This window comes from Neoroseomonas terrae (assembly GCF_018129025.1).
Taxonomy (GTDB): Bacteria; Pseudomonadota; Alphaproteobacteria; order Acetobacterales; family Acetobacteraceae; genus Neoroseomonas; species Neoroseomonas terrae.
In genome coordinates, this window is sequence record NZ_JAAEDI010000007.1 from 116833 (window position 1) to 142674 (window position 25842).

The window sequence follows — 25842 nt, forward strand, 5'->3', positions numbered from 1 at the left end:
CCGGCAGCCTCAATGCGCCATCGCTCGCGGAGCCTTTCAACTGGTCCACCGGGGCTCGCACGCTCCAACCTGCCCAGCTGAGCGATTCCCGCGCCGGCCCGAAGGTCGTGACGCTGCAATGGGCCTATGGCCGAGCCCCTGCCAGACCGAGTCTACCACGATTCGCCCGACGACGAACGCGCTGCTGCGTCCGCCGCCCGGCCGGATCGCGACGACGCGTCTGCGCAGAACGCCCTGCTGATCGACCTGGTCCGCGCCCTGGCGCGGCAGGCGGCCGCAGACGCGTGGGGTGAGGCCACCCAACCCAGAACCTCGGAGCCTTACCCGTGAGCACCACCATCACCTCGTCCCGCCGGGCCGGGCGTCATTCCACGTCGTGCCTGCTGAGCGTCGCGGCCATCGCCGAGCGCCTGGACGTCTGCGAGCGCACCGTCCGTCGCCTGATCCAGGCCGGCCATCTCAAGCCGCTGCGCGTCGGCCGCTGCCTCCGCATCAGCGAGGAGGACCTGCAGACCTACATGGCCGGCTGCCGCTAGGCAGCCGTCGAGTCCACTAGAGTCCATGTAGTTCCTCAACATTGGCGGCCATCGTGACTGCGTAGGACGCGATATCCACTACGCTACACGGAAGACGCAGTCACGTTTGTCTATCCCGCCACACTAAGGATACAAAGGATCCCGACGTGTCCACTTCTGTCCACTCGGAGAGCGCGGACCATCCTCGCACCCACCCCACCCTCGGGGAAGTCCGCGCCCGCATCCAGGCGGACCTCGCGCTGCCCGCCAGCCGCCGGCGCGACATGGCCTCGGCGGTTAGCAGCCTCGCCAAGGCCATCGGGCAGCCCGCCGAGATGATCGCCGCGGACCCCAAGACCCTGCGCCCGCAGGTCGCCCATCTCACCCCCGCCATGGCCGGCCACAAGCCCGGCCGGTGGCGCAACATCCTCTCGGCGACCGGCAGCGCCCTCGAATATGCCGGCGTCGTCGCCGTGCCGGGGCGGCTGAACCTCGCGCCGTCGGCGGCCTGGCGCGCCGTCCTCGGGATGCTGGAGGCGGGTGCGCACCGGCATTTCAACCTCTGGCGCTTCGCGCGCTGGGCCACCCACAACGGCATCGAGCCGGACATGGTCGATGACGGTGTGATCGTCCGCTATCGGCTGGATCTCACGGAGCGGAGCCTCGTCACCGAGCCCGATCGCGCCGCCCGCGACGCGGCCCGGTACTGGAACATGGCGGCCGAGGCCCACGAGGCGTGGCCGCAGCAACGGCTGGAGGTGCCCGACAATCGCGACGTCTATTCGCTGCCCTGGGAGCGATATCCGGAGAGCTTGCAGCGCGATGTGGAGGCCTGGTGCGCGTGGCTCGGCGCCGATGACCCGTTCCTCGAGCGGGACTTCACGTCCCTCAAGCCCGGCTCGATCCGCACCCGGCGCAAGCAGGTGCAGCTCCTCCTCGGCGCCCTGGTGCAGCAGGGTGTGCCGCCGGAAGACCTGCCCGACCTCGCCGCGGTGACCGCGCCGAGCATGGCGCAGTTGGGGCTGCGCTACATCTGGGAACGTGTGGGCAAGCGCGCGACGCCGCACACCTTCCAGATGGCCGGCGTCGTGCTGATGATCGCACGACACTGGGTCAAGCGTCCCCGCTCGGATCTCGACGTGCTCCAGGGGATGGTGAAGAAGCTGCGCCCCAGCGGACAGGGCATGTCCGAGCGTACCAAGACGCGTCTGCGCGCCGTGGCGGACAATCCCGACCGCCTGGCCGCCCTGCTCGCGCTGCCCGACCTGCTCATCCGCGAGGCCCGCCAGGTCGGCCCGCCCAGCGAGATCCTGGCACAGCAGGTCCAGACCGCGGTGGTGCTGCTGGTGCTGCTGTACACGCCGATCCGCCATGGGAATCTGCGTGGCCTCCGTCTCGGCACGCACCTCGTGAGCCGGGACGGCGGCCGGATCGCGATCTCCATCCCGGGTGCCGAGACCAAGAACGGCAAGCCCTATGCGGGCATCCTGCCGGCCACGGTGAGCCGGACCATCGATCTGTACATCAAGGCCTACCGCCCCTGCCTGGCGACCGGTTCGGGCGACTGGCTGTTCCCCGGCGCGACGGCCCAGGGGATGAAGTCGGATGATGGCCTGCGCTCGCAGATCCGCAAGGCCATCGAGATCCGCTGCGGCGTCACGCTCACCCCGCATTGTTTCCGGGCGCTCGCCGGCTGGATGGTGCTGAAGGACAATCCGGATGCGCATGGTCTGGTGCAGCGGCTGCTCGGGCACAGCAATCTGGCCACCACGATGGCCTACTACACCGGCCTCGAGCAGTCGCGGGCGGTGGAATCCTACGGCGAGTTACTGGACCGCCATCGGGTGGATGGCGGCGCCAAGCCCCGCCAGCCGAAGCGCCGGAAGATCGCGTCGTGAGCGCCCTTCGGTCCCGCGCGCACGCGGCGTTGCCGCTGGCGTCCTGGCCCGCGGCCGATCGCGCGGCCTGGGCGGCCGCCCATCGCCAGGGGGACTTTCTCCAGAAGGACGGCCACGCCACGACGTGGCGCGCCGCGACGGAGCGCAGCGCGCTCGGCGCCTATGGCCGGTGGCTGCGCTGGTCGGCGGATCAGGGGGTGGAGTTGTCGCGGGAGGAGCCGTCGGCGCGGCTGACGCCCGATCGCGTGCACGCCTATGTCGCTTACCTGCAGCAGGACCGCGCGCCGGTCACCGTCGCCAGCGTGCTGGGCGTGATGTGCATGGTGGTGGTCGCGCTGTTCCCCGAGCAGGACTGGTCCTGGCTGCGTGCCGTCCAGCGTCGCGCCCGACGCCGGGCGCGTCCGGTCCGCAACAAGGAGGCGCGGGTGGTGCCGGCCACCGACCTGTTCAACCACGGACTCGCCCTGATGGCGCAGGCTGACGAGGCCCTCGAGCGTCCCGAAGCGGAGGCACCCCAGTTGCCCGACCGGCAGCGCGTCGCCGCGGCGCGGGATTATCGGGACGGTCTGATCATCGCGGTCCAGGCGACGATCGCACTGCGGGTCAAGAACCTGCTGTCGATCGAGTTGGGGCGCCACCTGCGGATCGCGCATGGCCGCGCCACGCTGTACTTCCCAGCGAGCGAGATGAAGACCCATCAGGCGCATGAGACTGATTGGCCCGCGAGCCTGGTGTCGCACCTCGACCGCTATCTCTCCACGGTGCGGCCCATCCTGGTGGCCGCGCCAGCGCCGGGGGGTTGCGGCCGGTATGCCAGGCCGCCCGGTGCGCGGCTCTGGGTCGGCCAGGGAGGATCGCCGCTGACCCCTGCGGGTGTGCAGAAGGCGCTCGCCCGCCACACCCGGCTGCGCTTTGGCCATGCCCTGAATCCGCACCTGTTCCGGGATTGCCTGGCGACGACGCAGGCCGCTCTGGACCCGAAGCATGGCCGCTACGCCAGCGCCCTGCTGGGCCACGGCAATACGCGCACCACCGAGCGCAGCTACATCATCGCGTCCCAGCAGGTCGCCCTGGATCACCATCACAGGGTGATCGACGCCATGCGCAAGGCGGCGCGTGCCAAGGCCCGATCGTTGTCGCGCCCCCGCGCGCTCGTCGGCGCACCGCCCCGTCGGAGGACTGATCCATGACCGTCGCACGGCGCTGTTTGGTCTACGCGCGCTACTCCACCGACAATCAGCGCGAGGCCTCGATCGAGGATCAGTTGCGGGTCTGCACGGTCCGTGCCGAGCGTGAGGGCTGGCTGATCGTCGGCACCCATGCCGATGCCGCCATCTCGGGGGCGACGACGGTCCGCCCGGGCTATCAGTCCCTGCTCGCGGCCATCCGCGATGGTCAGGCCGACATCATCCTGGCGGAAAGCCTCGATCGGTTCTCCCGCGACCTCGAGCATGTCGCGGCCTTTCACAAGCTGACCGTCTTTGCAGGCGTCCAGGTCATTACCCTGGCCGAGGGCGAGATCTCTGAGCTCCATGTCGGGCTCAAGGGCACCATGGGGGCGCTGTATCTCAAGGACCTCGCGCAAAAGACCCATCGCGGTTTGGAAGGTCGCGCGCGGCAGGGGTTCGGGACCGGCCGGTTGGCCTATGGCTATCGCGCCGTTCGCCAGTTCGGCCCGGATGGCGAGCCGGTGCGCGGGCTGCGCGAGGTTGATGAGGCCTGCGCGGTCGTCGTGCGGCGGATCTTTCGCGACTATGTCGGCGGTGCCAGCCCGCTGGCCATCGCCCGCGCGCTCAACGCCGAGGGTGTTCCTGGCCCCGAGGGCCGGCCCTGGCATGACTGGACGATCCGCGGCCGGCCGGGGCGGGAGAATGGCCTGTTGCGCAACCCGCTCTATGCCGGGGTCCAGGTCTGGAACCGGACCAGCCGCCGACGCGATCCCGTCCGTGGTGGTTGGGTCAGGCGCATCCATCCCAAGGAGGCCATGGTCGAGACGCCGGTGCCGACCCTGCGGATCATTGACGACGAACTCTGGCAGCGGGCCCAGGATCGCCTCGCCGAGGAGGCGTCGCCCGTCGAGCAGAACCGGGGCAACTCCTTCTGGGACCAGCGGCGGCCGAAGCATCTGCTCAGCGGCAAGGTGTTCTGCGGCTGCTGCGGGAAGGCGTTCTCGGCGGTGGGGCAGGACTATCTGGCGTGCCCGGCGGCCCGCGCTGGGCAGGGCTGTCCCAACCGCCAGACGGTCCGCCGCTCGACGCTCGAGGCGCGGGTGCTCGACGCGCTGGCCCGGCGCCTCATGCGGCCGGATCTGGTCGAGGCGTTCTGCAAGGCGTTCATCGCGGAATGGAACCGCCTGTCGGCCGAAGCCTCCGCGGGCGCGGACACGCGCCGGCGCGAACTCCAGGCCGTCGAGCGCAAGATCGAGAACCTGGTCGAGGCGATCTCCGACGGGCTCAAGGCCGCCGGGGTCATGACGAAGCTGTCCGACCTCGAGGCCCGCCGCGACGAATTGGCAGCGATGGCGTCCGCTGAGCCGGCCTCGCCGCCGGCCCTGATGCCGAACCTCGCGCAGGTCTACGCCGCGAAGGTCGCCCAGTTGCAATCAGGGCTCCAGGCCGGGAAGGGCCAGGAGGTGCTGGAAGCGGCGCGCGCTTTGATCGACAAGGTCGTCATCATCCCCGGCGACGGGCCGGACGACCCGCCCGGCATCGAACTGGTCGGGCACCTCATGGCCATGCTCCAGGCCGGCGGGGCCTTCGCCAACGGCGCCGATGAGACTAGCCGCAGTCTCATCAACGCCGTATCCAACGGTTCGGTAAAGGGGACTATGAGGGGGCGGCGCCCCTCCGATCTTCACTACCTGCAAGCGGGACGACGGGCCGCCTCCGCGCCCATCCGGCCGAGGCGGGCTGGCGTCAGGCGCGTGACGCCGTTCGAATCACCAGCGCCGCGCCGGGCCGCAGTCGAGATGGACGAACCCGTCGCGGCGATAGAGGCCGACGCCCCCGATCTGCATGTCGGCCGCGGTACGGGCGATGCCCATCGCCTGCCGTCCCGGCAGCCGCACATCCGCCGCCATGCCCGACATATGCAGCGACACGCGGGAGACGCGGCGCGATTGGCGCGCGCGCGAGGCGTTGGTTTCGGGCGCGCGGTAGCCGCTGATCACCTCGTAGAAGCCATCCGCGTCGAGCCGGTCGGCGACGGTGAACAGCACGTCGAACAGGCGCGGGTCCATGGGCGTCGTCTCGTCCATGGAAGGGTCGCGGAACACCACGTCCAGGCGGCGCAGCGACTCCCGGTCATAGCGACCGTCGCGCCAGTAGACGCCGCTGAAGGATTCGCCGGTCTGCACGCGACGGATGCTGATGCTGCGCGCGGCGGCGCCGCGGGCGGCCTGGGCAGCGGCGGCGGCCGGCGTGACGGCCAGGGCGAGCAGCCCGCCGATCCCGGCGCGGATCAGTTCTCGCCGCTTCGCAGTAGCCGGGTCGCAGCAGGGACAGTCGAAACGGTGAAACAGGCGCGCCATGCTCAGCGCGCCCCCGTGCCGCGTGTTGCCCCCCCTTCCGCGGAAGCGACGCGCTGGCTGGTCGCGCGGTCGAGGGCACGGGCGTAGTCGGCATCCAGGCCATAGACGTCGGGTCGCATGATCACTTGGCCTCCATCCACGATGACGGTGCTGTAGAACAGCCGCACCGGGATGGAGCGCGCGAGCGGCGCGCTGCGGGTGGCACGGCTGGCCAGGACGCGATTCACCTGCGCCCCGTCCCACGACGTGCCCGAGAGTGCGGCGGAAAGCAACTCCATGGGCCGTTCGAGCCGGATGCAGCCAGAGGAGAAGGCCCGTGCGCCGCGGGTGAACAGATGCCGGTCCGGCGTATCGTGCATGAAGATCGCATCATTGTTTGGCATCACGAACTTGATGTTGCCGAGCGCGTTCCGCTCCCCGGCATCCTGCCGGATGAAGTACGGGAAGTTGTTGCGGCTGTAGGCGCTGAAATCCACCGTTTCGGGGTCGATCTCGATCGACTCTCCCTCGACCCGCTGGAACAGGCGATAGCCGCCGGCCCGCATGGCGGCGGGGTTGCGCTGGAAGCGCGGCAGCAGGTCCTCACGCGCGTTGCGCTCGGGCACGCCCCAGGGCGGGTTGAACTGCACCGAGGTCATGCGGACGTTCAGCATCGGCGTCTGCCGGTCACGGCGGCCGACGATCACCGCCATGTCGAGCACGGCGCGGTCCCCTTCCAGCAGCTGCAGCCGGTAGAAGGGGACGTTGACCTCGATGCGGCGCTCGGTCTGGCGCGGGCCCTGGCCGCGGCGCATGTCAAGCGCGACGCGCAGCTGGTTCAGCTTGGCCTCGATGGGCACGTTCAGCGCCGTCCAGGTGATGGTGCCGACGCGGCCGTCGGTCTCGAGGCCCTCGGAAGCCTGGAAGCGCTTCACCGCGTCCAGCAGCGCCTCGTCATAGACGGGCGTCGTCAGGTCGGTCACGGCCCGGTCGGTGGCGGCGAGGCGCGCGCGGAGCTGCGGCACCCGCTCGGCATCGGTGCTGCCGGGTTCCAGAGTGCGGCGTGTGTCGCCGGTGATGCGCGGCCAGCCCCCGGCCGCCACACCCGCGCGATACTGGGCGAGCACCGCCTTGATGGCCCGGGCATCGGGCGGAAGGTCGGCGGCGCGATCGATCACCTGGGCGGGCTCGGCCGCGGCGGCGAGTTCGGCGGTCCAGGCCGGCAGGTTCGCGGCCGCCGGGTCGCGCCGCAGGTCGACGCGGCCGCGGAGGCCATTCACCCGGCCGAGCAGCAGGTCGGACAGCGCGGCCTGGGCCGAGCGAAGCGTCCCGGCACGGTAGGCGGCGGGGTCGGTGGCGGCGAGCTCCGGCGCCGGCACGGCGTAGTGGCGCGGGTCCAGCCCGTCCTCCTCCAGCCGCGCGAGGCGGTCGGCCAGGCGCTGGATGGCGGCCTGGGAGGCGTTCACCGCGGTCATTGCCGTGGGATCGGTGCCGGAAGCGAGGGCCGGACCGGTCGGCGGGACGAGGGCAGTCGCCGCGAGCAGCGGCAGTATCAGCAGAGCGCGCATGTCTGTTGCGTAACCTCCTGACGTATGAAAGCCAATGAAGCGATGCAGTTGCAGCGCGTTATTCCGACCTGTGTTGCAATGATTCCGCAGTTGCGGCGAGCAGCCCGACGCTGAGCGGCTTGTACGGCGCCCGGGGCCGCAGCGGCGGGACGGCATCGGGCGGCAGGCCGCGTGTCTCCGCGATCAGCGCGGCGACGGTCGGCGCGCAGATCCGGCCCTGGCATGGACCCATGCCGCAGCGGAGATAAGCCTTGAGCTGGTTCGGGCCGGTGGCGCCGAGTCGCGCAGCGGCACGCACGGCGCCGGCCGTCACTTCCTCGCAGCGGCAGGCGATGGTGTCGTCGGTGGGGGTCAGCAGGTCGCGTGCCGGAGCGTAGACCGCATCGAGGAAGGGCCGCAGCGCCAGGGCAGTGGCTCGCGCGGCGAGTGGGGCGGCCGCGCGGGCGGCGAAGGCGTCCTCCGCGATCGCGCCGAGCCGACGCGCGGCGTCGAGTCCGGCGAGGCGGCCGGCGGCGGCGGCCGCTTCCCAGCCGCCGATGCCAGCACCGTCGCCGGCCAGCGCGACGCGGTCCAGCGCGGTGGCGCCGAAGGGTCCGGTGACCGGCCGCCAGCAGCTCTGCGCCGCGTCCCAGTCGTGGTCCAACCCGATGGCACGGGAGATCTGCGTGGCCGGGATCACGCCCTCATGCAGCAGCAGCGTGTCGCAGGGGGCGCTGCCGCCGTCCCAGGCGACGCGCTCGACGCGGCCGTTGCCTTCGGCACGCAGGCCACGGACGGCCGGGACGATGCGAAGGCCGGCGCGACGCGCCTCGGCCATCAGGGACAGGCCCTTGGCGAGCATGCGCCGCCCGGCCCAAAGCCCCCCGGCCGCACGGATCAGCGAGGCCGCGACGCCGCCGCGCCGCGTCTCGAGCACCAGGGGCGGTGCGCCGGCACGCGCGAGCTGCACCGCCAGCAGCCAGACGAGCGGCCCCTGCCCGGCGAGCACGATCTGGCCGGCCGGCACGGCGCCGGCGGATTTGAGAAGGATCTGCGCCGCGCCCGCGCCCATCACCCCGGGCAGCGTCCAACCCGGGATCGGCACGGGCCGCTCCTGCGCGCCGGTAGCGAGGATGATGCGTCGGGCGGCGATGGTCTCGGCCGCGCCGGCAGAGGAAAGGCTGAGCACGCCGTCGGCCGGGTCCAGGTGCCACAAGGTCGTGGCAGGCCGGTACGCCGCGCCGCAGTGGCGGAAGGCATCGATCAGCGGCAGGCCCGGGGCGATATCGGGCGCGACGGCGGGGTCATCGGCGGCCGCCTCTGCCGCGCGGAAGACCTGGCCGCCGGGGGCCGCGTTCTCGTCCGCCACCAGCACGGACAGCCCCAGGGCGCGGGCTTCCACCGCGGCCGCCATGCCGGCCGGACCGGCGCCGACGATGGCGAGGTCAACGGTCATATGCGGTTGCTCATGGTCATTGCGCACGCGATCGCGAGGGGGCAGGCTGTCATCGCGCTGCCGGAACGCCCGCCATGACCTTCGACGTCACGACTCTGCTCGGTTTCCATACCGTCATCAGCCTCGTCGCGTTGGCGGCGGGGATCGTGGTGGTGCTCGGCATGGCAAGGAATGCCACCATGCCCGCCATGACCGCGCTGTTCATGGCAAGCGCGATCCTGACCAGCGTCACCGGCTTCCTCTTCCCGGTGGACCGCGTGCTGCCCTCGCACGTCTTCGGCATGGTCTCGCTCATCGCCCTCGCGGCGGCGCTGCTGGGGCGATACCTCTACGGGTACCGTGGCGGGTGGCGAATCACCTACGTGCTGTGCGTGGTGCTGGCGACCTATCTCGATGCCTTCGTCGCGGTGGTGCAGGTGTTCCTGAAGGTACCGGCGGCGCATGCGCTGGCGCCGACCCAGGGCGAACCGCCCTTCGCCATCGCGCAGGGTGCGGTGCTGGTGGCGTTCGTCGTGCTGGCGGTGCTCGCCGGGAAGTGGTTCCGGCCGGGCGGCCTGGAATCCGCCTGGAGACGCGCGCCGATGCCCGACGCTCCGAACAGCCTCTGACGCGGTCATGGCCGCGCCGCCCGTGCGCCGTGCTGGCGCGCGATGCGCATGCCCGGGGCGACCGTCACCATGCAGGCCTGGCGGTTCGCGACGCCATCGATCTCGGCGAGGCAGTCGAAGCAGACGCCCATCAGGCAGAGCGGACCGCGCGGCGCGCCGGTGACGGGCGTCTCGCGGATCGCGACATGGCCGGCGAGCAGGAAGGCGGCAGCCGCCGACGCACCTTCGGGCACCAGCACGGGGTCGCCTTCGACCAGGACCTCGACCGTGGCGGGGCGGGCATCAGGCCGCGTTCTGAACATCGAAGCGCCTTGCGGAGAACGGGTCGAGGACAGGATCGAGTGCACCGGCGGCGATCATCGGGGCCAGCACCCGCGCATGGGCGCCGGCGAGCGTGACGCCGGAATGGCAATTCGCGGTGAAGGCGCCGGGGAAGCGGTCGGACTGGTCGTAGATCGGCAGGCCGTCAGGCGCCATGACGCGCAGCGCCGACCAGGCCCGGACAATGTTGAGTTCGGCGATCCAGGGAAAGGACCGGACGGCGCGCTGGGCTATCGCCGCCATCACCGGCGGCTGCTGGCTGAGGTCGAAGCCGGCCTCCTCCTGGCTCTCGCCGAGCATGATGCTGCCCTCACCGGTCTGGCGGATGCTGGTGGTCGGCATCGGCAGGATGGTGCGGGCGCGCTCGGTGACGAGCACCTGGCCCTTCTGCGGTCGTACCGGCGCATTGAGCCCGAAGACCGGCGCGAGTGCCGCGTTGCCGAGGCCCGCGGCGAGCACGATGCGCGGCGCGGCGAAAACGCCGGCGGCGGTCTCCACGCGGAAGTCGTTCGGCGCCGCAGTGCCGCCCGTGACCTTCGCGTTCGGGATGTAGGCGCCGCCTGCCTCGGTGAAGGCGCGATGCAGCGATTGCAGCAAGGCGAGCGGGCTGACATGGCCGTCATAGGGCGTGAAGGAGCCGCCGACGACGGAAGGACCTAGGCCCGGCAGCATGTCGCGCAGTTCCGGCGCGCGGATCATGCGGAAGTCGAAGCCGAAATTGCCCGCCTCGGCACGCATCTGCTCCATGCGGCGCGCCCGGTCCTCAAACTCGGCTTCCGAGAGGCAGAGGGCGATGCCGCCGGGCTGCTGGAGTGCCAGCTCGATGCCGGTGCGGCCTGTCAGGTCCTGCGCGAGATCCGGCCAGGCGGCGGCCGAGTTGCGCGTCCAGCGTTGGTACCAAGGCGCGCCGAGGCCCTTCGACTGCACCCAGACCAGGCCGAAATTGCCGCGGCTCGCACGGAAGGCGATGTCGCCCTCGTCCAGCAGCGCCGTGTCGAGGCCCTGGCCGCGCAGGCCATGCGCGATCGCCGCACCGACCAGCCCGCCGCCGACGACGATGGCGTCGAAGGCGCGCGCGCTCATGCGGCGCGGCGCGGCAGGGTGACGATGCCCGGCAGAGCGGCAAGCCGCGCGATCCAGGCCGAGACGCCGGGCCAGCGCGCGAGGTCGAAGCCGCCCTCATCGGCGACATGCGTGTAGGCGAACAGCGCGAGGTCCGCGACGGTCGGCCCGGCATCGGTCAGCCAGTCATGCACGCCGAGGCGATGTTCCATCGCATCCAGCGCACGAGCACCGCCCTCGTCACAGCGGGCGAGGCGTTCGGCGTTCTCCGCCGCCGTGCCCTGATAGGCGCGGATATTGCGCGCGACGGCGATGTAGGGCTCGTGGCTGTACTGCTCGAAGAACAGCCATTCCATCACGCGGGTGCGCGGCAGGCCCGGCGCGGGCAGCCACGGCGTGCCCTCCGCGACATGCGTCAGGATGGCGTTGGATTCGACCAGCACGGTGCCATCGTCGAGTTCCAGCACCGGCACCTTGCCGAAGGGGTTGCGGCGGAGGAAATCAGGGCGGCGGGTCTCGCCGCCATTGGTGTCGACCTCGACCCAACGGAAGGGTTGGCCGGTCAGGCGCAGGATCTGCGCGACCTTCCAGCAATTACCGGAGGGGGTCATGCCGTAGACGGTTGCCATGGCGCACAGGTTAGGGGCGGCGCGGCGCGGCGTCATCCCTCCCCTCACCGCGGCGGTGGACGAGTTCCGCGCGGCGCGCAAGCCGGTGCTAACGCCGGGCTGGCAGCCCGGCGCGCCTACCACGCTGTCTGGCTGGGCGGCATAACCTCCTTCGCGCCCGTACGCATCCGCGGGAAGTTCACCACGCCCCAGCTGCCGGGGCCGTAGTTGCTGTCCTGCACCTCGGGCGGCGGGTCGTAGCGCCAGAAGCGGCCATCGCGTGTGGCGACATAGCCCATGATCTGCCGGTAGTCGGAGATCTCCTTGTCGCCGCCGATGAACTTGTCCCATTCGAGCTTCGCCGGCTCGTTGTTGAACTGGATGTTCTCGAGCTCATACAGCGGATGCGTATGATACCAGGCGAGCGGCTTCAGGTTGTCGCCGAGGCCGAGGTTGATCTTGTGCTGGCCGACATCGACCGTGACCGGTTCCCCCTTGATGGGGCCGGTGGCGTGGATCTGCTTCGTCGTCTCGTTGCGATAGATCACGCCGCCATACTCGATGCCCTCGGTCTTCGAGACGCCGATGGCGCGCGACAGCATGTGATAGGCCGCGGCTTCGATGCGGATGCCCTCGACCGTCGTCAGCTTGGGTTGGCCGGGTGCGTCGCTCATGTCCTGTCCCTCCGCCGGCCGCGGAGGGCCGGCTCACCGCCCGCCGCCGATCGGCAGGCAGGTGCCGGTGATGTATGACGATGCGGTTCCGGAAAGGAAAAGAACTGCTTCAGAGACCTCCTCCGCCTTGCCCGAGCGACCCATCGGCACGCCGGGGGTGAGGCGCGCCAGCCGGTCGGGCTGGCCGGACGCCGCGTGGATCTCCGTCTCGATCAGGCCGGGATTCACGGCGTTGACGCGGATGCCTTCGGCAGCGACTTCGCGCGCGAGGCCGATGGTCAGCGTATCGACCGCGCCCTTGCTCGCCGCGTAGTGGATCCATTCGCCGCCGGAGCCGATCTCCGAAGCGCGCGAGGAGACATTGACGATCGCACCGCCCTTGCCGCCGCGCTTCGTGGACATGCGGCGCACGGCTTCGCGGCAATGCAGCGCGACGCCGATGACGTTGGGTGTGAAGACGGATGTCCAGTCTTCCAGCGTCGTGTCGGCAAGCAGCCGCTTCGGTCCGGTGATGCCCGCATTGTTCACCAGCACGTCGAGCGTGCCGAAGGCTTCGTCGCACCGGTTGAAGGCGGCGAGGATGTCACTCTCGGCCCCCGCATCCCCCTGCACCAGAACGACGCGCGCGCCGGCTTCCTCGCACGCCCGCTTGGTGGCATCGGCGCGCTCCACCGCGTTGCGGTAGGTCAGCAGCAGGTCGTAGCCGCGCCCGGCGGCCATCAGCGCGGTGGCCGCGCCGATGCCCCGCGAACCGCCCGTCACCATCATCACGCGCCGCGCCATGGGATGTCCCTCCGGTTGTTGTGCGGCATCTCAGCCTTGCCGGACGTATCCGCGCAAGCGAGCATGGCGCGAGCCGAGGAGACCGCCAATGGACTTGCCCGCCCCGCAGACCTATTCGCCCGTAACCTTCCGTCCGCTGACCTTCCACGATGCGGTGCCGCGCTTCCTGTCCGGTGAAGACACGCCGCGGGCCTATCTGGAACGTTGCCTCGAGACCATCGCGGCCCGGGAGCCGGAGGTGATGGCCTTCGCGCATCTGAACGCTGAAGGCGCACGAGCGGCCGCGGATGAATCAACCGCGCGGCATCGCGCCGGCGTACCGCTGTCGCCCATCGACGGCCTGCCGATCGGCATCAAGGATCTCTACGAGACGCACGACATGCCCACCGAGATGGGCTGCGAACTCTACAAGGGGAACCGTCCGAACCGTGATTCCGCGATGGTGCAGGCGCTGCGCGCCGCCGGCGCGGTGATCGTGGGCAAGACGGTGACGACCGAACTCGGCATGTCGCATCCCGGGCCGACGCGCCACCCCTTCGACCTTCGGCGCACCCCGGGTGGGTCATCCTCCGGCTCCGCCGCCGTGATCAGCGCGGGCATGCTGCCGGTCGCCATCGGGTCGCAGGTGGTGGGCAGCGTGGTGCGTCCGGCCTCCTTCAATGCGAACTGGGCGCTGAAGGTGTCGCAGGGCGCGCTGAACCGCGGTGAACGCCAAGGCTACAGCCAGTCCACCGTGGGCGTGCATGCCGGCTGCCCGGAGGACATGTGGGCCGTCGCCGTGGAGATCGCGAAGCGCGTCGGCGGCGACCCCGGCGCGCCCGGCCTGTTCTGGACCGGCGAGACCGCCCCGCCCGCGTTCAAGCCGCGCCGCCTGGCGGTGCTGGAGACCGAAGGCTGGGCGGCCGCGCATCCCGGCGCGATCGCTGCATTCGAACAGGCGCTGGACGCGCTGCGCGCCGCGGGCGTGACGGTGCTGCGGCGCGGCGACCACCCGCTGCTGGAAGCCTTCGAGCAGCGCGCGTCCACGGCCATGGAGATGTCGCGGGAAGTCGTTGCGTATGAATCGGGATGGTCGGTCGCGAACCTGATGCGGCAGGACGCCTCGAAGCTCAGTGACAGCCTCAAGGCGCGGTTCAAGGTCGGAAACTCGGTGACGTTGGCTGATTACCGCATGCATCTGCTGCGGCGAGAGGAAATGCGCCGCGCCCAGGCGGCGCTGGCCGGCGAGGTGGATGCCTTCATCGGCCTGGCCGCCACCGGCCCGGCGCCGGTGTTGGGCAGCACGGACGGCACGATCAGGGGCATCACCCACACCACTGGCAATCCGGCGATGAACACGGCGAGTTCCTGCCTGGGCTGCCCGGTCGTGACCGTGCCGATCATGGCGGTGGACGGCATGCCGGTCGCGCTGGCCGTCAGCGGCCAGGTGCACCAGGATGAGCGCGCGACGGCCATCGGCCGCTGGATCGCCGGGGCGGTTCCGCCGATCATGGTCTGAACGACCAAGGGAGGGTGCCATGAGCGGGATCGTCGTCACCGACGCGGAGGGGCTGCGGACCATCCGCATCGACCGGCCGGAGAAGAAGAACGCGCTGACGCGCGCGATGTACGGCGCCATGGCGGACGCGCTGCGGGACGCGGCAACGGCGCCCGGTGTGCGCGTGGTGTTCATCACCGGCGGCGATGCCTGCTTCACCTCGGGCAACGATGTCGCCGACTTCAAGGCGCGCGGGGAACAGCAGGCCGAGGTGCCGTCGCCGGCGCGGGAGTTCCTGGCGGCGCTGCGCGCCTGCCCGAAGCCGGTCGTGGCCGCCGTGGCGGGCTATGCGATCGGCATCGGCACCACGCTGCTGCTGCATTGTGACCTGGTCTACGCTGCCGATACGGCGGTGTTCCGCATGCCCTTCGTCGATCTGGGGCTGTGCCCGGAGGGCGGGTCCTCGCTGGTCGTACCCCAGCGCGCGGGGCAGTTGCTCGCCAATGAACTGCTGATGCTGGGCGAGGCCTTCACGCCCGAGACCGCGCTGCGCGCCGGCATTGCCAATGCCGTCGTGCCGCTCGCCGACCTGTTCACCGTGGCGGAAGGCGCCGCACGGAAGCTTGCCACCAAGCCGCCTACCGCCTTGGCGGCCACCAAGCGCCTGCTGCGCCAGGCCGAGGAGACGCGGCTGACGACCCACATGGTCGAGGAGTTCTCACTGTTCGGCGCGCTGCTGCGGGGGCCGGAGGCGGCGGAAGCCGTCGCCGCCTTCCAGGAGAAGCGCAAGCCGGACTTCAGCCGCTTCCTCGCGGCAGAGTAGCACGCCTCCGCCCTTGCACCCGCCGGCGCGGGGTGGGAGGAAGCATCGACGCGGATCACCGCGGCGGGAGCGACTGGGCGCGGCGCGGACCGCGCCTCCGTTGGTCGGCGCGGCCACGCGGGACAGAAAGGGATTCATCATGAGACTCACGGGCTGGATGGCGGCAGTGGCCGCCGGATTGGGAATCGCCTTCAGCGCACCCGCCATGGCCGGCGCGACACTCGATGGCGTGCGCAGCCGCGGCGTCCTCGCCTGCGGCGTGAATGTCGGCGTGGCGGGCTTCTCGCTGCCGGACAGCCAGGGCGTGTGGCGCGGCATGGATGCGGACCTGTGCCGCGCCGTCGCCGCCGCCGTGCTCGGCGACCCGAACAAGGTGCGCTTCGTGCCGCTGACCGCGGTGCAGCGCTTCACCGCGCTTCAGTCGGGCGAGATCGACGTGCTGATCCGCCAGACCACGCTGTCGATGACGCGCGACACCACGCTGGGGCTGCGGCTGACCATCGCGAACCTCTATGACGGCCACGGCTTCATGGTGCGGCGCGATGCCAACATCACCAACCCGCGCGAGATGGATGGCATGACCATCTGCCTCTCGCCCGGCACGACGAACGAGCTGGTGACGACCGACTATTTCCGCACCAACAACCTGAGCTTCACCCCCGTGCTGCAGGAGCGGATGCAGGACAACGCGGCCTCCCTGCAGGCTGGCCGTTGCGACGCGATCGGCACCGATGCGACGCAGCTCGCAGCACTTCGCAGCCAGTTCACCAACCCGAACGACTACGTGATCCTGCCTGAGCGCTTCTCGAAGGAGCCCTACGGCCCGGTGGTGCGCCGCGACGACCAGGAATGGTTCGACGTGATCCGCTGGACGATCTCGGCGCTGATCAATGCCGAGGAGCTTGGCGTGACGGCGGCGAACGCCGAGGAGATGCGCCGCACCAGCACGAACCCGGAAGTCCGCCGCCTTCTTGGCGCCGACCCGCTGCTGGGCAATGCGCTGAAGCTCGATCCGGCGTGGGCGTACAACGCGATCCGCGCGATCGGGAACTACGGCGAGCTGTTCGAGCGGACCCTCGGCCCGAATACGCCGATCGGGCTCGACCGCGGGCTTAACCGCCTGTGGACCAATGGCGGCCTGATGTATTCCTGGCCGATGCGCTGAACGGGAGTTGGAGAGGGGCGCCGCCCCTCTCCGCCTTCCTCACAACCGATACGCCTGCCGTGCCAGCAGCTGCCAGTCGCTGCCCGGCTTCTGCCAGACCTGCAGCACACCGATGCGCACGGGCGAAACCTGCCCCTGCGGCGTCTCCGTCTCGCCGACGAACAGGTGCCGGACGATCGCGGTGTTGCCCACCATGCCGATGGTCTGCTCGCTCAGCTCGATCTTGCGGAAGGCGCTGGCGCGCGAGACGAGATAATCCACGAATTGCTGGCGGTTCTCGATGCGGCCGGCGGAATGGCCGTAGCTGAGCTGCGCGGCAGTCAGCGCCAGCAACTTTTCCCGATCCACCTCCAGCATCGCTTTGGTCAGCGCATCCACGGCCTGCGCCACGGCGGCCTGGTCCTGGGCGGCGGCCTCGCCTGCAGCGAGGGCAACGCCGGCGAGCACGGCGGCGCCGGCAAGGACGTCACGACGGCTTCCTGAAGTCATGGGGTTCCTCCCAAGTTCTTGTGTCCCGGCATGCGTTCTTGCACGCAACGGCACCGTAACGGTCGGATCGCACAGCGTCGACGGGTATCAGCCAGGGGGTACTCGCTTTTCCGTTGCGCATGCCCGCTGCGCAGGCGGATCATCGGCCCAACCGGAGCAACCGGATCGGAGGAAGCGACCGATGGAATTCGGCTACTTCGCCATGCCGTCCCACCCGCCCGAACGCGACCTGAAGGCGGGGCACGACTGGGATCTGCAGGTCCTGCGCTGGCTGGATGAGATGGGCTTCGCCGAGGCCTGGATCGGCGAACACCATACCGCCCCCTGGGAACCCCATCCCGCGCCGGACCTGCTCGTCGCGCAGGCGCTGATGCAGACGAAGCGGCTGCGCATCGGCCCGGGCGGCTTCCTGCTGCCCTACCACCACCCCGCCGAGCTGGCGAACCGCGTCGCCATGCTCGACCACCTGTCGGAAGGACGGCTGAACTTCGGCGTCGCCGCCTCCGGCCTGCCCTCCGACTGGGCGATGTTCAACGTCGATGGCATGTCCGGCCAGAACCGCGACATGACGCGGGAGGCGCTGGACATCATCCTGCGCCTGTGGACCGAGGACGGACCCTGGCATCACGAGGGCAGGTACTGGAAGGTCGACAAGCCGGACACGATGTTCGGCTTCCTGAAGCCGCACATCAAACCCTTGCAGGCGCCGCATCCGCCGATCGGCGTCGCCGGTCTGTCGAAGAACTCCGACACGCTGAAGCTGGCCGGCGAGAAGGGCTTCCTGCCGCTCTCGCTGAACCTGAACCCGGCCTATGTCGCCTCCCACTGGGACAGCGTCGAGATCGGCGCGAAGAAATCCGGCCGGACGCCATGGCGCGGCGACTGGCGGCTGGTACGCGAGATCTTCGTCGCGGAAACGGATGAGGAGGCCTGGCGCCTGTCGGTCGGCTCCCACATGGGCCGGATGATGGGGGAATACTTTCTCGACCTGCTCGCGCAGTTCGGCTTCAAGGACTACCTGAAGCACGATCCATCGGTGCCGGATTCCGACGTGACGGTGGAATACTGCGCAACGCACAACTGGATCGTCGGCAGCCCGAAGACGGTCGCCGAGAAGATCGAGCGCATCTACCACGAGGTCGGCGGCTTCGGTCAGTTGCTCGTCTTCGGCTTCGACTATGTCGAGAACCCGGAGGCGTGGAAGACATCGCTCGGTCTGTTGCAGACCGAGGTGGCGCCGAAGCTGAAGCATCTCGTGCCACCGCGCGGGGCGTCGCTCGCCGCCGCGCAGTAGGTTGCCGGGCAACGGCCATCGCCGCATCCTTCGCGCCGGGGATCGGAGGATGCGATGACCGCCAGCCTGCACCAATGGCCCGCCCAGGGCCGCGTCCATCACGGCGCACCGCTCGCCCAGGTGCTGCCGCGCGAGGTGGAGGACGCCGGTCGGGTCGTGCTGGTCACGACACGCTCGCTTGCGGATGGCGCGCTGGCCGCGTCCGCCAAGGCGGCGATCGGCCCCCGCCTGGCAGGCGTCTTCTCCGCCATGCGCGCGCACAGCCCCGTCGAGGACGTACTCGCCCTCGCCGCCTTGCTGCGCGACGCCGAGGCGGACCTCGTCGTGGCGCTTGGCGGTGGGTCTGTGATCGATGGCTCCAAGGTCGCGTGCATGGCGGTGTGGCGGGGTATCGCCGAGGCAGGGTCGCTGATCGCGGCGGCCGCCTCCCGGGGTGCGGCGCCGGGCTTCTGGGATGGCGCGGCGCCGGCGCCGCGGCTGGTCGCCGTGCCGACCACGCTCTCGGCCGCGGAGTTCGCGCCACATGCGGGCTACACCGATCTCGCGGCCGGGTGGAAGTATCGCGCGCTGGATCCGTGGATGGTGCCGCGCGCCGTGCTGCTCGACCCGGCAGCGACGCTGGAGACGCCGGCAGCGCTGTTCCTGTCCTCCGGCATCCGCGCACTGGACCATGCGGCGGAGCGCTGGTGCTCGACGGAGCCCCTGCCCTTCTCCGACGCCGTCTCCCGCCAGGCGATGGTCATGCTGGCGGAGAACCTGCCGCGGGCGCATCGCGATCCGCGGGACCTCGCGGCGCGCGGGGCGTGCCAGCAGGCCGCCTGGCTGTCGGTGATGGGCGGATGGGCTGGCGTGCCGGTGGGGGCAAGCCATGGGCTCGGCTACATCCTGGGCGCCGCGCGCGGGGTGCCGCACGGCATCACTTCCTGCCTGATGCTGCATGCGGTCATGCGCTGGAACGCGCCGGTGAATGAGCGTCGGCAGCGGGAGCTCGCGCACATCTTCGGCGGCGAGGAGGCCGGGCCGGCGATCGAGGCCTTCGTGCGCGGGCTCGGCCTGCCCACCCGGCTATCGGAACAAGGCATCACGAAAGCCGAGATCCCCGGCCTTGCTGCGCGCTGGACGGGGGATGCGCCGATCGCGACCAATCCCCGCCGGATCGGCGGTGCGGCCGACCTGGAAGCCATTCTGCATCTGGCGGCGTAACCGCCGGCCTGTATCGTTGCGCGGCGGCATGAGGAGACGGCGCGCGATGCACATGGTGCTGGTTATGCTCGGCGGGGTGCTGCTGCTGGGCGTGTTCGTGCTGTTCGGCTGGCTGTGGGGGCATGGGCTCGCCGGGTCGGCGACCGGCGCGCAGGCCTTCGTCGCGGCGTGGCTCGTGGTGGCGCTGGTCAACATGTGGGTTGGCGTGACGCGGGCCGGCTACACCGTCATGCAGGAGCTGCCGATCCTGCTGGTGAACTTCGCGGTGCCGGCGGCGATCGCCATGCTGGTCGCGTGGCAGCTTCCCCGGAGTTGAACGGGTGACGGGCATCCCGGCCTAAGGCGCCGCCGCCGCCGGCGATGCCGATCCGCCGGTGCTGCGCGTCACCGGCCCGGCGGTCTTCGCGGTCTAGAAGCGCTCCGCCGCGAAGGGTGCGAAGTCGAAGTTGGGGCGCTCCCCCGCGATCGCGGCACCGAGCAGCGCGCCGGTCGGCGCCGAGCCCGTCAGGCCGAGATGGCCATGGCCGAAGGCGCACCAGATGCCCTGCCAGTCGCGCAGCGGGCCGACCACCGGCAGGCTGTCCGGCAGGCAGGGGCGGTGGCCCATCCAGCTTTTCGCGCCGCTTGTGTTCACGTCCGGGAACACCGCCTTCAGGTCGCCGAGCAGCAGTTCCGCGCGCGCCTCGTTCGGCGGCGCGTCGAGGCCGGCGATCTCGACCGAACCGGCGACGCGCAGCCCCTCCTCCATCGGCGAGATGAACACCTTGCGGTCGGCGGGCGACAGCACGCGGCCCGGCATGACGCCGGGATCAGGCAGCATCATGTGGTAGCCGCGCTGGGTCTCCAGCGGCACCTTCAGGCCGAGCGGCGCGAGCAGGCGCGCAGACCAGGCGCCGGCGGCGAGCACGACCTGGTCGGACGGGATGAAGCCGTCGGCCGTTTCCACGCCGGTGACGCGGCGGCCGTCGGTGCGCAGCGCGCGGACCTCGGCGGCACGGACCTCGCCGCCCTGGCGCTGGACGCCGCGGGCGACCACCTCGGCAAAGCGGGCCGGGTTCACGCTCGACCCATGGTCGCGCAGATAGGCGGCGCGGGTATAGACCGGCGAGACGGCGGGCTCGAGCGCGGCGAGTGCCGCACGGTCCAGCACCTCGATCTGCAACCCGTGGCGGCGGCGCAGGTCGAGGCCGGCCTTGTCCTTCGCCATCTGGGCATCGTCGCGATAGAGATAGAGCTGCCCGGCCTCGCGGATCAGCTCCGGCGCGCCCTCGGCCGCGAGGATTTCCTTGTGGCGGTCGAGCGTGCCGAAGAACAGCGCGGCGAGCGCATCGGCCGCGGCCTCCACCTTCTCCGTCCGCGCGGACGCCACGAAGCGCAGCAGCCAGGGCGCGGCCTTCAGCCAGTAGCGCACCGGGATGTGGAGCGCGCCCTTCGGGTCCATCATCATCCCCGGCACCTGCTTCAGGATGCCGGGCATGGCGAGCGGCGCAACCGAACCGTGGCTGATCGCGCCGGCATTGCCGGAGGACGCCGCGCCCGGCTTCTGCGCATCCAGCACCAGCGGCTTCAGCCCGCGCTTCGCCAGGTGCCAGGCCACGCAGAGCCCGACGATGCCGCCGCCGATCACGACGATGCGCGGCGATTCCAATGCAGATTCCATGGCCGGCATGCTGCCCCGGCTGCGGCCCGCGCGGAAGCCCGCCCCCGCGTTGACGGAGGCCGGCCCGCATCGCACCCTTGGCGCCAATCAAGACGAGGAACGTTCCGATGAGGATCACCCCGAACAATGCCGGGTTGGGCGCCCGCGTGGAGGGCATCGACCTGTCGCGCGCGCTGTCGCCCGAGGATTTCAGAACCGTGCTGCGCGCGCTCGGCCAGTACGGCGTCCTGTGCTTCCCGGGGCAGGACCTGGACGCCCCGGCGCTGTCCGGCTTCGGCAGCCGCTTCGGCGAGCTGGAAGTGAACGTCGCCAACCTGTTCCACGCCGAGGGGCATCCGGAGGTGATGCACCTGTCCAACATGAAGGACGCTGCCGGCAAGCCGCTCGGCCTGTCGGATGCCGGCCAGGGCTGGCACACGGACATGTCCTATTCGAAGGAGATCGCGCTCGCCAACGTGCTGCACGCGAAGCGCGTGCCGCGACGGGATGGCAAGCCGATCGGCTGCACGCAGTTCCGCAACATGCATGCCGCCTATGACGACCTGCCCGCCGAGGTGAAGCAGCGGATCGAGGGACGCACCGCGATCCATGACTTCGCGAAGTTCTGGGACATGATGCGCATCCGGCCCGGTTCGATCCGTGGGCCGCTGACGCCGGAACAGCGGGCGAAGAAGCCGCCCGTCTCCCAGCCCATGGTGCGGCAGCACCCGATCACCGGGCGGAAGGTGCTGTACTGCAACTCCGGCTACGCGATGTTCGTCGAGGGCATGGACCGGGCGGAGAGCGACGCGCTGCTCGACTACCTGTTCCGCCACCAGGCGCAGGAGAAGTTCTTCTACGAGCATGAATGGAACGAAGGCGACGTGCTGATGTGGGACAACATCGGCACGCTGCACAACGCGGTTGCCGACTACGGGCCCGATGAGCCGCGCTTCATCCTGCGCGTGCAGGTGATGGCCAATCTCGACTACGCGGCGCTCGCGGCATGAGGCTGGTCACGATCGAGGGGCCCGTCCTCGGCGGGCTGATCGGGGATGAGGTCGTGGCGCTGCGGCCCGCTCTGTCGGCGGCGATGCGGGCGGCAGGCGAGGCCGACACCGCGGAGGCCGTGATCCCGGCCGACATGGTCGCGCTGATCGGTGACGAGGCGGCGATGGTCGCGGCGGGCCGCGCGCTCGCCTTCGCCGCGCGGGCGGAGAACGCCGCGCTGCGCGCGCCGGTGGCGTCCGTGCGGCTGCTGGCGCCGCTGACGCCGGGGAAGATCCTCGGCATCGGGCGCAACTACGCCGACCATGCGAAGGAGGCGGGCGGACCGAAGCTCGAACTGCCGCGCGTGTTCATGAAGCCGACCTCCTCGGTGGTCGGACCGGGAGCCGCGGTGTCCATCCCAGCTGCCGTGAAGAAGCCGGATTGGGAGATCGAGCTCGCCGTCGTTATCGGGAAGCGCGCGCGCAACGTGTCGCAAGGCGTCGCGCTGGATCATGTCGCCGGCTACACGGTGCTCGACGACGTCAGCGCGCGGGAATTCCAGTTCGACGTGCCGCTCGCGATGACGTCCTTCGCCAAGGGGATGGATGGCTTCTGCCCGATCGGCCCCTGCCTCGCGACGGCCGACGAGGTGGGCGAGCCCTGGGCGCTCGACCTGCGCTGCTGGCTGAACGACGAGGACGTGCAGCACGGCAATACACGGGACCTGATCTTCCCCGTCGCGACGCTGATCGCCTTCATCAGCCGCTACATGACGCTGGAACCGGGCGACATCATCGCGACCGGCACGCCGGCCGGGGTCGGGCATTTCCGCGACCCGCCGCGCTATCTGAGACCGGGGGACCGGCTACGCATGGAGATCGAGCGCGTCGGCGTCCTCGAACACAGCATCGCCTAACGAAGAAACAGGGAGACGATCCATGATCCGCAGGTTGCTGCTGGGCGCCGCCTTGGCGCTGACGGCCTTGCCCGCCCTCGCCCAGCCACGCGCACCGGGCACCGATTACCCGAACCGGCCGGTGCGCATCGTCGTCGCGCTCGCGCCGGGCGGCAATGCCGACATCAATGCGCGGCTTGTCGCGACCGCGCTGTCGCAGCGGCTCGGCCAGCAATTCGTCGTCGAGAACCGGCCATCCGGCGGCGGCACCGTGGCCTTCGAGACGGTCGCGCAGACGCCGCCCGACGGCTACACGCTGCTGGTCGGCGCGCTGGGGTCGCACACGCTGAATGTCGGGCTTTATGGCGAGCGGCTGCGCGTGCATCCGCTGACCGGGGTGGACCACATCACCATCTCCAGCCATTCGGCGATCGTGCTGGTGGTGAACAACAGCTTCCCCGCCCGGACCTTGGCCGAGTTCCGCCAGCAGGTCGCGGCCAATCCCGGGCGGTTCGACTTCGGCTCCTCCGGCAACGGTACCACGGGGCACATCGCCGCCGCGCTGATGCTGCACCTGATGGGCGTGCAGGCGCAGCACGTGCCCTATCGTGGTTCGGCCGCGGCCTTCCAGGACCTGCTGGGGGGGCGCACGGCGTTCCAGGCGGACACCATCTCCTTCGTCACGGAACCCATCCGCACCGGCCAGGTGCGTGGGCTGGTGATCGCGACGCCCGAACGGTCGCCGATGATCCCGGACGTGCCGACCGCGGCCGAGGCCGGGCTGCCGGAATTCCAGGCCACCACCTGGACGCCGTGGTCCACCACCCTCGGCACGCCGATGGTGATCCGGCAGTTCCTGTATGAGCAGATCGCCGAGGTGTTGAAGCAGCCGGAGATCCGCGACCGGCTTGTCGCCATGGGCAACACCATTCCGGACGGGATGACGCCGGATGCGACGCGCGCCTTCATCGCCGCCGAGATCGAGAAATGGGTCCCGGTGGTGCGGGCGACCGGCGCGCGGGTGGATTGATCGGCGGCCGCGTTCTTCGACCGCGGGCGTCCTTCCTTCATGCCCTCGGGCGCCACAGCCCCGGCGCGCGATGAAACCTCGTGCCGTCGGGATGAAGCGCCCGAGGCGAATTCGCTTGATGCCCGCCATCGCCCCGCGCGATCTTCCTGACTCGGAACGACCTGGGAGCGGGGCGATGGAGAACGGGCTGACGGAACGGAACCGGCTGCGCGTGCGGCAGCTCTATGACGCCTATGTCGGCGGCGACATGGCGACGGTGATGGCCTCCCTGACCGACGACGTCTGCTGGACCTCCGGCGACGGGCCTTCGGCCGCGCCCTGGTGCGGCTGCCGCAACGGGCGGGCGGGCGTCGAGCAGTACTTCGCCGAACTCGCGGCGAAGTGCAGCATCCTCGACTACCGAGTCGGCGAGATCATCGTCGATGGCGACCGGGTCGCGGTCACGGCCGTTGTTCGCGCCCGCTACCACCACAGCGGCGCGGAGCGCGAGGTCACCAAGGTCGATGTCATCCGGATGCGGGACGGGCAGGTCGCAGAGTTCCGGGAATACTACGACACGGCGGCGATGGCGGCGGATTTGGCCGTCTAGGACATCGAGCGCAGATCAGGCGAACACCTCGTCCAGCCAGTCGAGCACGCGGCGATTGAGCAGCGAGCGGTTGGTCATCTCGCAATGCGTCCCCGCGCCCTCGGCTGCGGTGAAGGCAAGCATGGTCTTCGGACAGCGCAGCGCGTCGAACAGCGTCCGGGCACCGATCGCCAGCGCGTCCTTATCGGCCGAGGTGATGAGGGTCGGGCAGGTGATCTTCTCGGCGTGCCCCACCATCGTGTAGGTCTCGGTCTTGACCAGGAAGTCGCGCAGCGTGTCGCAGCCGAGCACCCAGAAGCCGCGCTGGTAGATGCTCCAGCGCAGCCGGCGGTTCTGCGCGATCATGCCGTCCAGCTTGCCCAGCACCGCGTCATCGATGGTGCCGAGATTCGCGGCCTGCTGTTCCGTCGCACCCAGCTTCCGGGCAACGCCGCGGAAGGAATCCCCCGTCGCCCATTGGCCGGGATCGGCGATGCAGGCGGCCAGGCGAGGCTCGCCCGCCGCCGCCCGCGGCGCGAGGTAGCCGCCGAGGCTGGCCCCGTTCAGCGCGATGCGCTTCGGGTCGACGATGGGCTGGGTCAGCGCGAAATCCACCACGGCGCTGATCACCGCGTCCCATTCCGGCGTATGCGCGACACCCTGGCGATACAGCATGTCGCCCTGCCCCGGGCCGTCGACGATCAGCGCGTGGTATCCGCGGCGGGAGGCGGCGACGGCGCTCATGAAATACAGGTCGGTGACGGTCGCGTCGTAGCCGTTGGTGAAGATGATGGTGGGGCGGACCTCCCGCTCCTGCCCGACCGCCGGGATCAGATAGGCCGGCATGGCGGCGCCGCGGAACGGGATGCGCTGCGGCAGGATGGGCGGGTCGAACAGCGCCAGGCCCTTGTCCATGGCCTCGATCTGCCTGCCGAAGCCGGCAAGCAGCCGGGGATCGACCGGCTTGCCGTAGAGCGGATGATAGGAGGCGCCGAAGAAGACGCTGGCCCGCAGGTAGAGTTCGCGGGCGCTCTGCCGATGGCCCTTGGACAGGCAGGTCTCGGCCTCGGCGGCCATGCGCGCGCCGGCGGCGATGAAGGCATCGTAGAAGGCATCGTCGCCGCCATCGCCGACCGCGTCGGCGACGGCCTCGACCTCACCGACATCGGCGCCGCCATAAGGGATGTAGGCGAGCGGCCAGCAGCCAAGCTCGTTCAGAAACTCGTCCTTGAACAGAGTCGCCATGTCATCCCCCGCCGTCCGGCTGCGTCCGGCCCACAATGCCGTGA

Annotated in this window: 26 protein-coding genes and 1 pseudogene; 16 read left to right on the forward strand and 11 right to left on the reverse strand. The window is 70.4% G+C overall.

Annotated features, from left to right (window positions below; genetic code table 11):
* Positions 1 to 126: 126 nt before the first annotated feature.
* The 5 genes and pseudogenes from GXW78_RS08185 to GXW78_RS27865 form a co-directional block, all read left to right on the forward strand.
* A complete protein-coding gene (locus tag GXW78_RS08185; protein WP_211867735.1) occupies positions 127 to 330 on the forward strand; it encodes a hypothetical protein in 204 nt (67 codons plus the stop codon).
* Positions 327 to 536, forward strand: a complete 210-nt coding sequence (locus GXW78_RS28260) for a helix-turn-helix domain-containing protein (RefSeq protein ID WP_211867737.1) — start codon at positions 327 to 329, stop codon at positions 534 to 536. The genes GXW78_RS08185 and GXW78_RS28260 overlap by 4 nt, the downstream gene beginning before the upstream one ends.
* A 146-nt stretch (positions 537 to 682) precedes the next feature.
* A complete protein-coding gene (locus tag GXW78_RS28450) occupies positions 683 to 2413 on the forward strand; it encodes a site-specific integrase (RefSeq protein WP_211867739.1) in 1731 nt (576 codons plus the stop codon).
* The gene (locus tag GXW78_RS08200) at positions 2410 to 3603 is read left to right on the forward strand and encodes a site-specific integrase (protein WP_211867741.1); all 1194 of its coding nucleotides are present in this window, start codon (positions 2410 to 2412) and stop codon (positions 3601 to 3603) included. Before GXW78_RS28450 ends, GXW78_RS08200 begins: the two co-directional genes overlap by 4 nt.
* A pseudogene (locus tag GXW78_RS27865) lies at positions 3600 to 4685 on the forward strand (recombinase family protein); the annotation flags it as partial. The gene GXW78_RS08200 and the pseudogene GXW78_RS27865, both read left to right, overlap by 4 nt.
* 666 nt (positions 4686 to 5351) lie before the next feature.
* Here GXW78_RS27865 and GXW78_RS27870 read toward each other — a convergent pair.
* The 3 genes from GXW78_RS27870 to GXW78_RS08215 are packed head-to-tail and all read right to left on the reverse strand — an operon-like array spanning position 5352 to position 8924.
* The gene (locus GXW78_RS27870; RefSeq protein ID WP_246521983.1) at positions 5352 to 5942 is read right to left on the reverse strand and encodes a DUF882 domain-containing protein; all 591 of its coding nucleotides are present in this window, start codon (positions 5940 to 5942) and stop codon (positions 5352 to 5354) included.
* Between the two features lie 2 nt (positions 5943 to 5944).
* Complete coding sequence (locus tag GXW78_RS08210; protein WP_211867745.1) at positions 5945 to 7489, reverse strand: L,D-transpeptidase family protein; 1545 nt, start codon at positions 7487 to 7489, stop codon at positions 5945 to 5947.
* Between the two features lie 58 nt (positions 7490 to 7547).
* Positions 7548 to 8924, reverse strand: coding sequence for an FAD/NAD(P)-dependent oxidoreductase (locus GXW78_RS08215; protein ID WP_211867747.1), 1377 nt, complete (start codon positions 8922 to 8924; stop codon positions 7548 to 7550).
* Positions 8925 to 8998: 74 nt separating this feature from the next.
* Between GXW78_RS08215 and GXW78_RS08220 the strand changes: the two genes are divergently transcribed.
* Complete coding sequence (locus GXW78_RS08220; RefSeq protein ID WP_211867749.1) at positions 8999 to 9532, forward strand: hypothetical protein; 534 nt, start codon at positions 8999 to 9001, stop codon at positions 9530 to 9532.
* A gap of 5 nt (positions 9533 to 9537) precedes the next feature.
* Here GXW78_RS08220 and GXW78_RS08225 read toward each other — a convergent pair whose 3' ends face one another.
* From GXW78_RS08225 to GXW78_RS08245, 5 genes are all read right to left on the reverse strand, one after another.
* Entirely contained in the window at positions 9538 to 9834 is a 297-nt protein-coding gene (locus GXW78_RS08225) for a (2Fe-2S)-binding protein (protein ID WP_211867751.1), read from the reverse strand.
* Positions 9815 to 10936, reverse strand: coding sequence for an NAD(P)/FAD-dependent oxidoreductase (locus GXW78_RS08230; protein WP_211867753.1), 1122 nt, complete (start codon positions 10934 to 10936; stop codon positions 9815 to 9817). Before GXW78_RS08230 ends, GXW78_RS08225 begins: the two co-directional genes overlap by 20 nt.
* Positions 10933 to 11544: a glutathione S-transferase family protein gene (locus GXW78_RS08235; RefSeq protein WP_246521968.1), complete on the reverse strand. Its 612-nt coding sequence runs from the start codon at positions 11542 to 11544 to the stop codon at positions 10933 to 10935. Before GXW78_RS08235 ends, GXW78_RS08230 begins: the two co-directional genes overlap by 4 nt.
* Positions 11545 to 11660: 116 nt before the next feature.
* Positions 11661 to 12197, reverse strand: coding sequence for a DUF4329 domain-containing protein (locus tag GXW78_RS08240; protein ID WP_211867755.1), 537 nt, complete (start codon positions 12195 to 12197; stop codon positions 11661 to 11663).
* Positions 12198 to 12230: 33 nt separating this feature from the next.
* Complete coding sequence (locus GXW78_RS08245) at positions 12231 to 12980, reverse strand: SDR family oxidoreductase (RefSeq protein WP_211867757.1); 750 nt, start codon at positions 12978 to 12980, stop codon at positions 12231 to 12233.
* Between the two features lie 88 nt (positions 12981 to 13068).
* Between GXW78_RS08245 and GXW78_RS08250 the strand changes: the two genes are divergently transcribed.
* The 3 genes from GXW78_RS08250 to GXW78_RS08260 all read left to right on the forward strand — a co-directional run bounded on the left by GXW78_RS08250 (position 13069) and on the right by GXW78_RS08260 (position 16445).
* Positions 13069 to 14478 (forward strand): amidase, encoded by a 1410-nt coding sequence (locus GXW78_RS08250; RefSeq protein ID WP_211867759.1) that lies wholly within the window; start codon positions 13069 to 13071, stop codon positions 14476 to 14478.
* A 19-nt stretch (positions 14479 to 14497) separates the two neighbouring features.
* Complete coding sequence (locus tag GXW78_RS08255; RefSeq protein ID WP_211867761.1) at positions 14498 to 15280, forward strand: enoyl-CoA hydratase; 783 nt, start codon at positions 14498 to 14500, stop codon at positions 15278 to 15280.
* 139 nt (positions 15281 to 15419) lie between these two features.
* Entirely contained in the window at positions 15420 to 16445 is a 1026-nt protein-coding gene (locus GXW78_RS08260; RefSeq protein ID WP_211867763.1) for an amino acid ABC transporter substrate-binding protein, read from the forward strand.
* 39 nt (positions 16446 to 16484) lie between these two features.
* Here the strand turns inward: GXW78_RS08260 and GXW78_RS08265 are convergent, their stop codons facing one another.
* Positions 16485 to 16934 carry a nuclear transport factor 2 family protein gene (locus GXW78_RS08265; protein ID WP_211867766.1) on the reverse strand — a complete coding sequence of 150 codons (450 nt, stop codon included), beginning with the start codon at positions 16932 to 16934 and terminating at the stop codon, positions 16485 to 16487.
* Positions 16935 to 17115: 181 nt separating this feature from the next.
* Between GXW78_RS08265 and GXW78_RS08270 the strand changes: the two genes are divergently transcribed.
* Genes GXW78_RS08270 through GXW78_RS08280 form a run of 3 tightly spaced genes read left to right on the forward strand, consistent with a single transcriptional unit; the run spans position 17116 to position 19747 of the window.
* Positions 17116 to 18228 carry an LLM class flavin-dependent oxidoreductase gene (locus GXW78_RS08270; RefSeq protein ID WP_211867768.1) on the forward strand — a complete coding sequence of 371 codons (1113 nt, stop codon included), beginning with the start codon at positions 17116 to 17118 and terminating at the stop codon, positions 18226 to 18228.
* 54 nt (positions 18229 to 18282) lie between these two features.
* A complete protein-coding gene (locus tag GXW78_RS08275; protein ID WP_211867770.1) occupies positions 18283 to 19431 on the forward strand; it encodes an iron-containing alcohol dehydrogenase in 1149 nt (382 codons plus the stop codon).
* Positions 19432 to 19459: 28 nt separating this feature from the next.
* Entirely contained in the window at positions 19460 to 19747 is a 288-nt protein-coding gene (locus GXW78_RS08280) for a hypothetical protein (protein WP_211867772.1), read from the forward strand.
* 93 nt (positions 19748 to 19840) lie between these two features.
* On the opposite strand, the gene GXW78_RS08285 is transcribed toward GXW78_RS08280, so the two are convergent.
* Positions 19841 to 21091: an NAD(P)/FAD-dependent oxidoreductase gene (locus GXW78_RS08285; RefSeq protein WP_211867774.1), complete on the reverse strand. Its 1251-nt coding sequence runs from the start codon at positions 21089 to 21091 to the stop codon at positions 19841 to 19843.
* A gap of 107 nt (positions 21092 to 21198) precedes the next feature.
* Here GXW78_RS08285 and GXW78_RS08290 point away from each other — a divergent pair, with 107 nt between their 5' ends.
* The 4 genes from GXW78_RS08290 (at position 21199) to GXW78_RS08305 (ending at position 24574) form a co-directional block, all read left to right on the forward strand.
* The gene (locus GXW78_RS08290; RefSeq protein WP_211867775.1) at positions 21199 to 22080 is read left to right on the forward strand and encodes a TauD/TfdA dioxygenase family protein; all 882 of its coding nucleotides are present in this window, start codon (positions 21199 to 21201) and stop codon (positions 22078 to 22080) included.
* The gene (locus tag GXW78_RS08295; protein WP_211867777.1) at positions 22077 to 22976 is read left to right on the forward strand and encodes a fumarylacetoacetate hydrolase family protein; all 900 of its coding nucleotides are present in this window, start codon (positions 22077 to 22079) and stop codon (positions 22974 to 22976) included. The genes GXW78_RS08290 and GXW78_RS08295 overlap by 4 nt, the downstream gene beginning before the upstream one ends.
* A gap of 22 nt (positions 22977 to 22998) precedes the next feature.
* Positions 22999 to 23985 (forward strand): Bug family tripartite tricarboxylate transporter substrate binding protein, encoded by a 987-nt coding sequence (locus tag GXW78_RS08300; protein ID WP_211867779.1) that lies wholly within the window; start codon positions 22999 to 23001, stop codon positions 23983 to 23985.
* 175 nt (positions 23986 to 24160) lie between these two features.
* Positions 24161 to 24574, forward strand: coding sequence for a nuclear transport factor 2 family protein (locus tag GXW78_RS08305; protein ID WP_211867781.1), 414 nt, complete (start codon positions 24161 to 24163; stop codon positions 24572 to 24574).
* Between the two features lie 15 nt (positions 24575 to 24589).
* Here the strand turns inward: GXW78_RS08305 and GXW78_RS08310 are convergent, their stop codons facing one another.
* Positions 24590 to 25798: an alpha/beta hydrolase family protein gene (locus GXW78_RS08310; protein WP_211867783.1), complete on the reverse strand. Its 1209-nt coding sequence runs from the start codon at positions 25796 to 25798 to the stop codon at positions 24590 to 24592.
* Between the last annotated feature and the right edge of the window lie 44 nt (positions 25799 to 25842).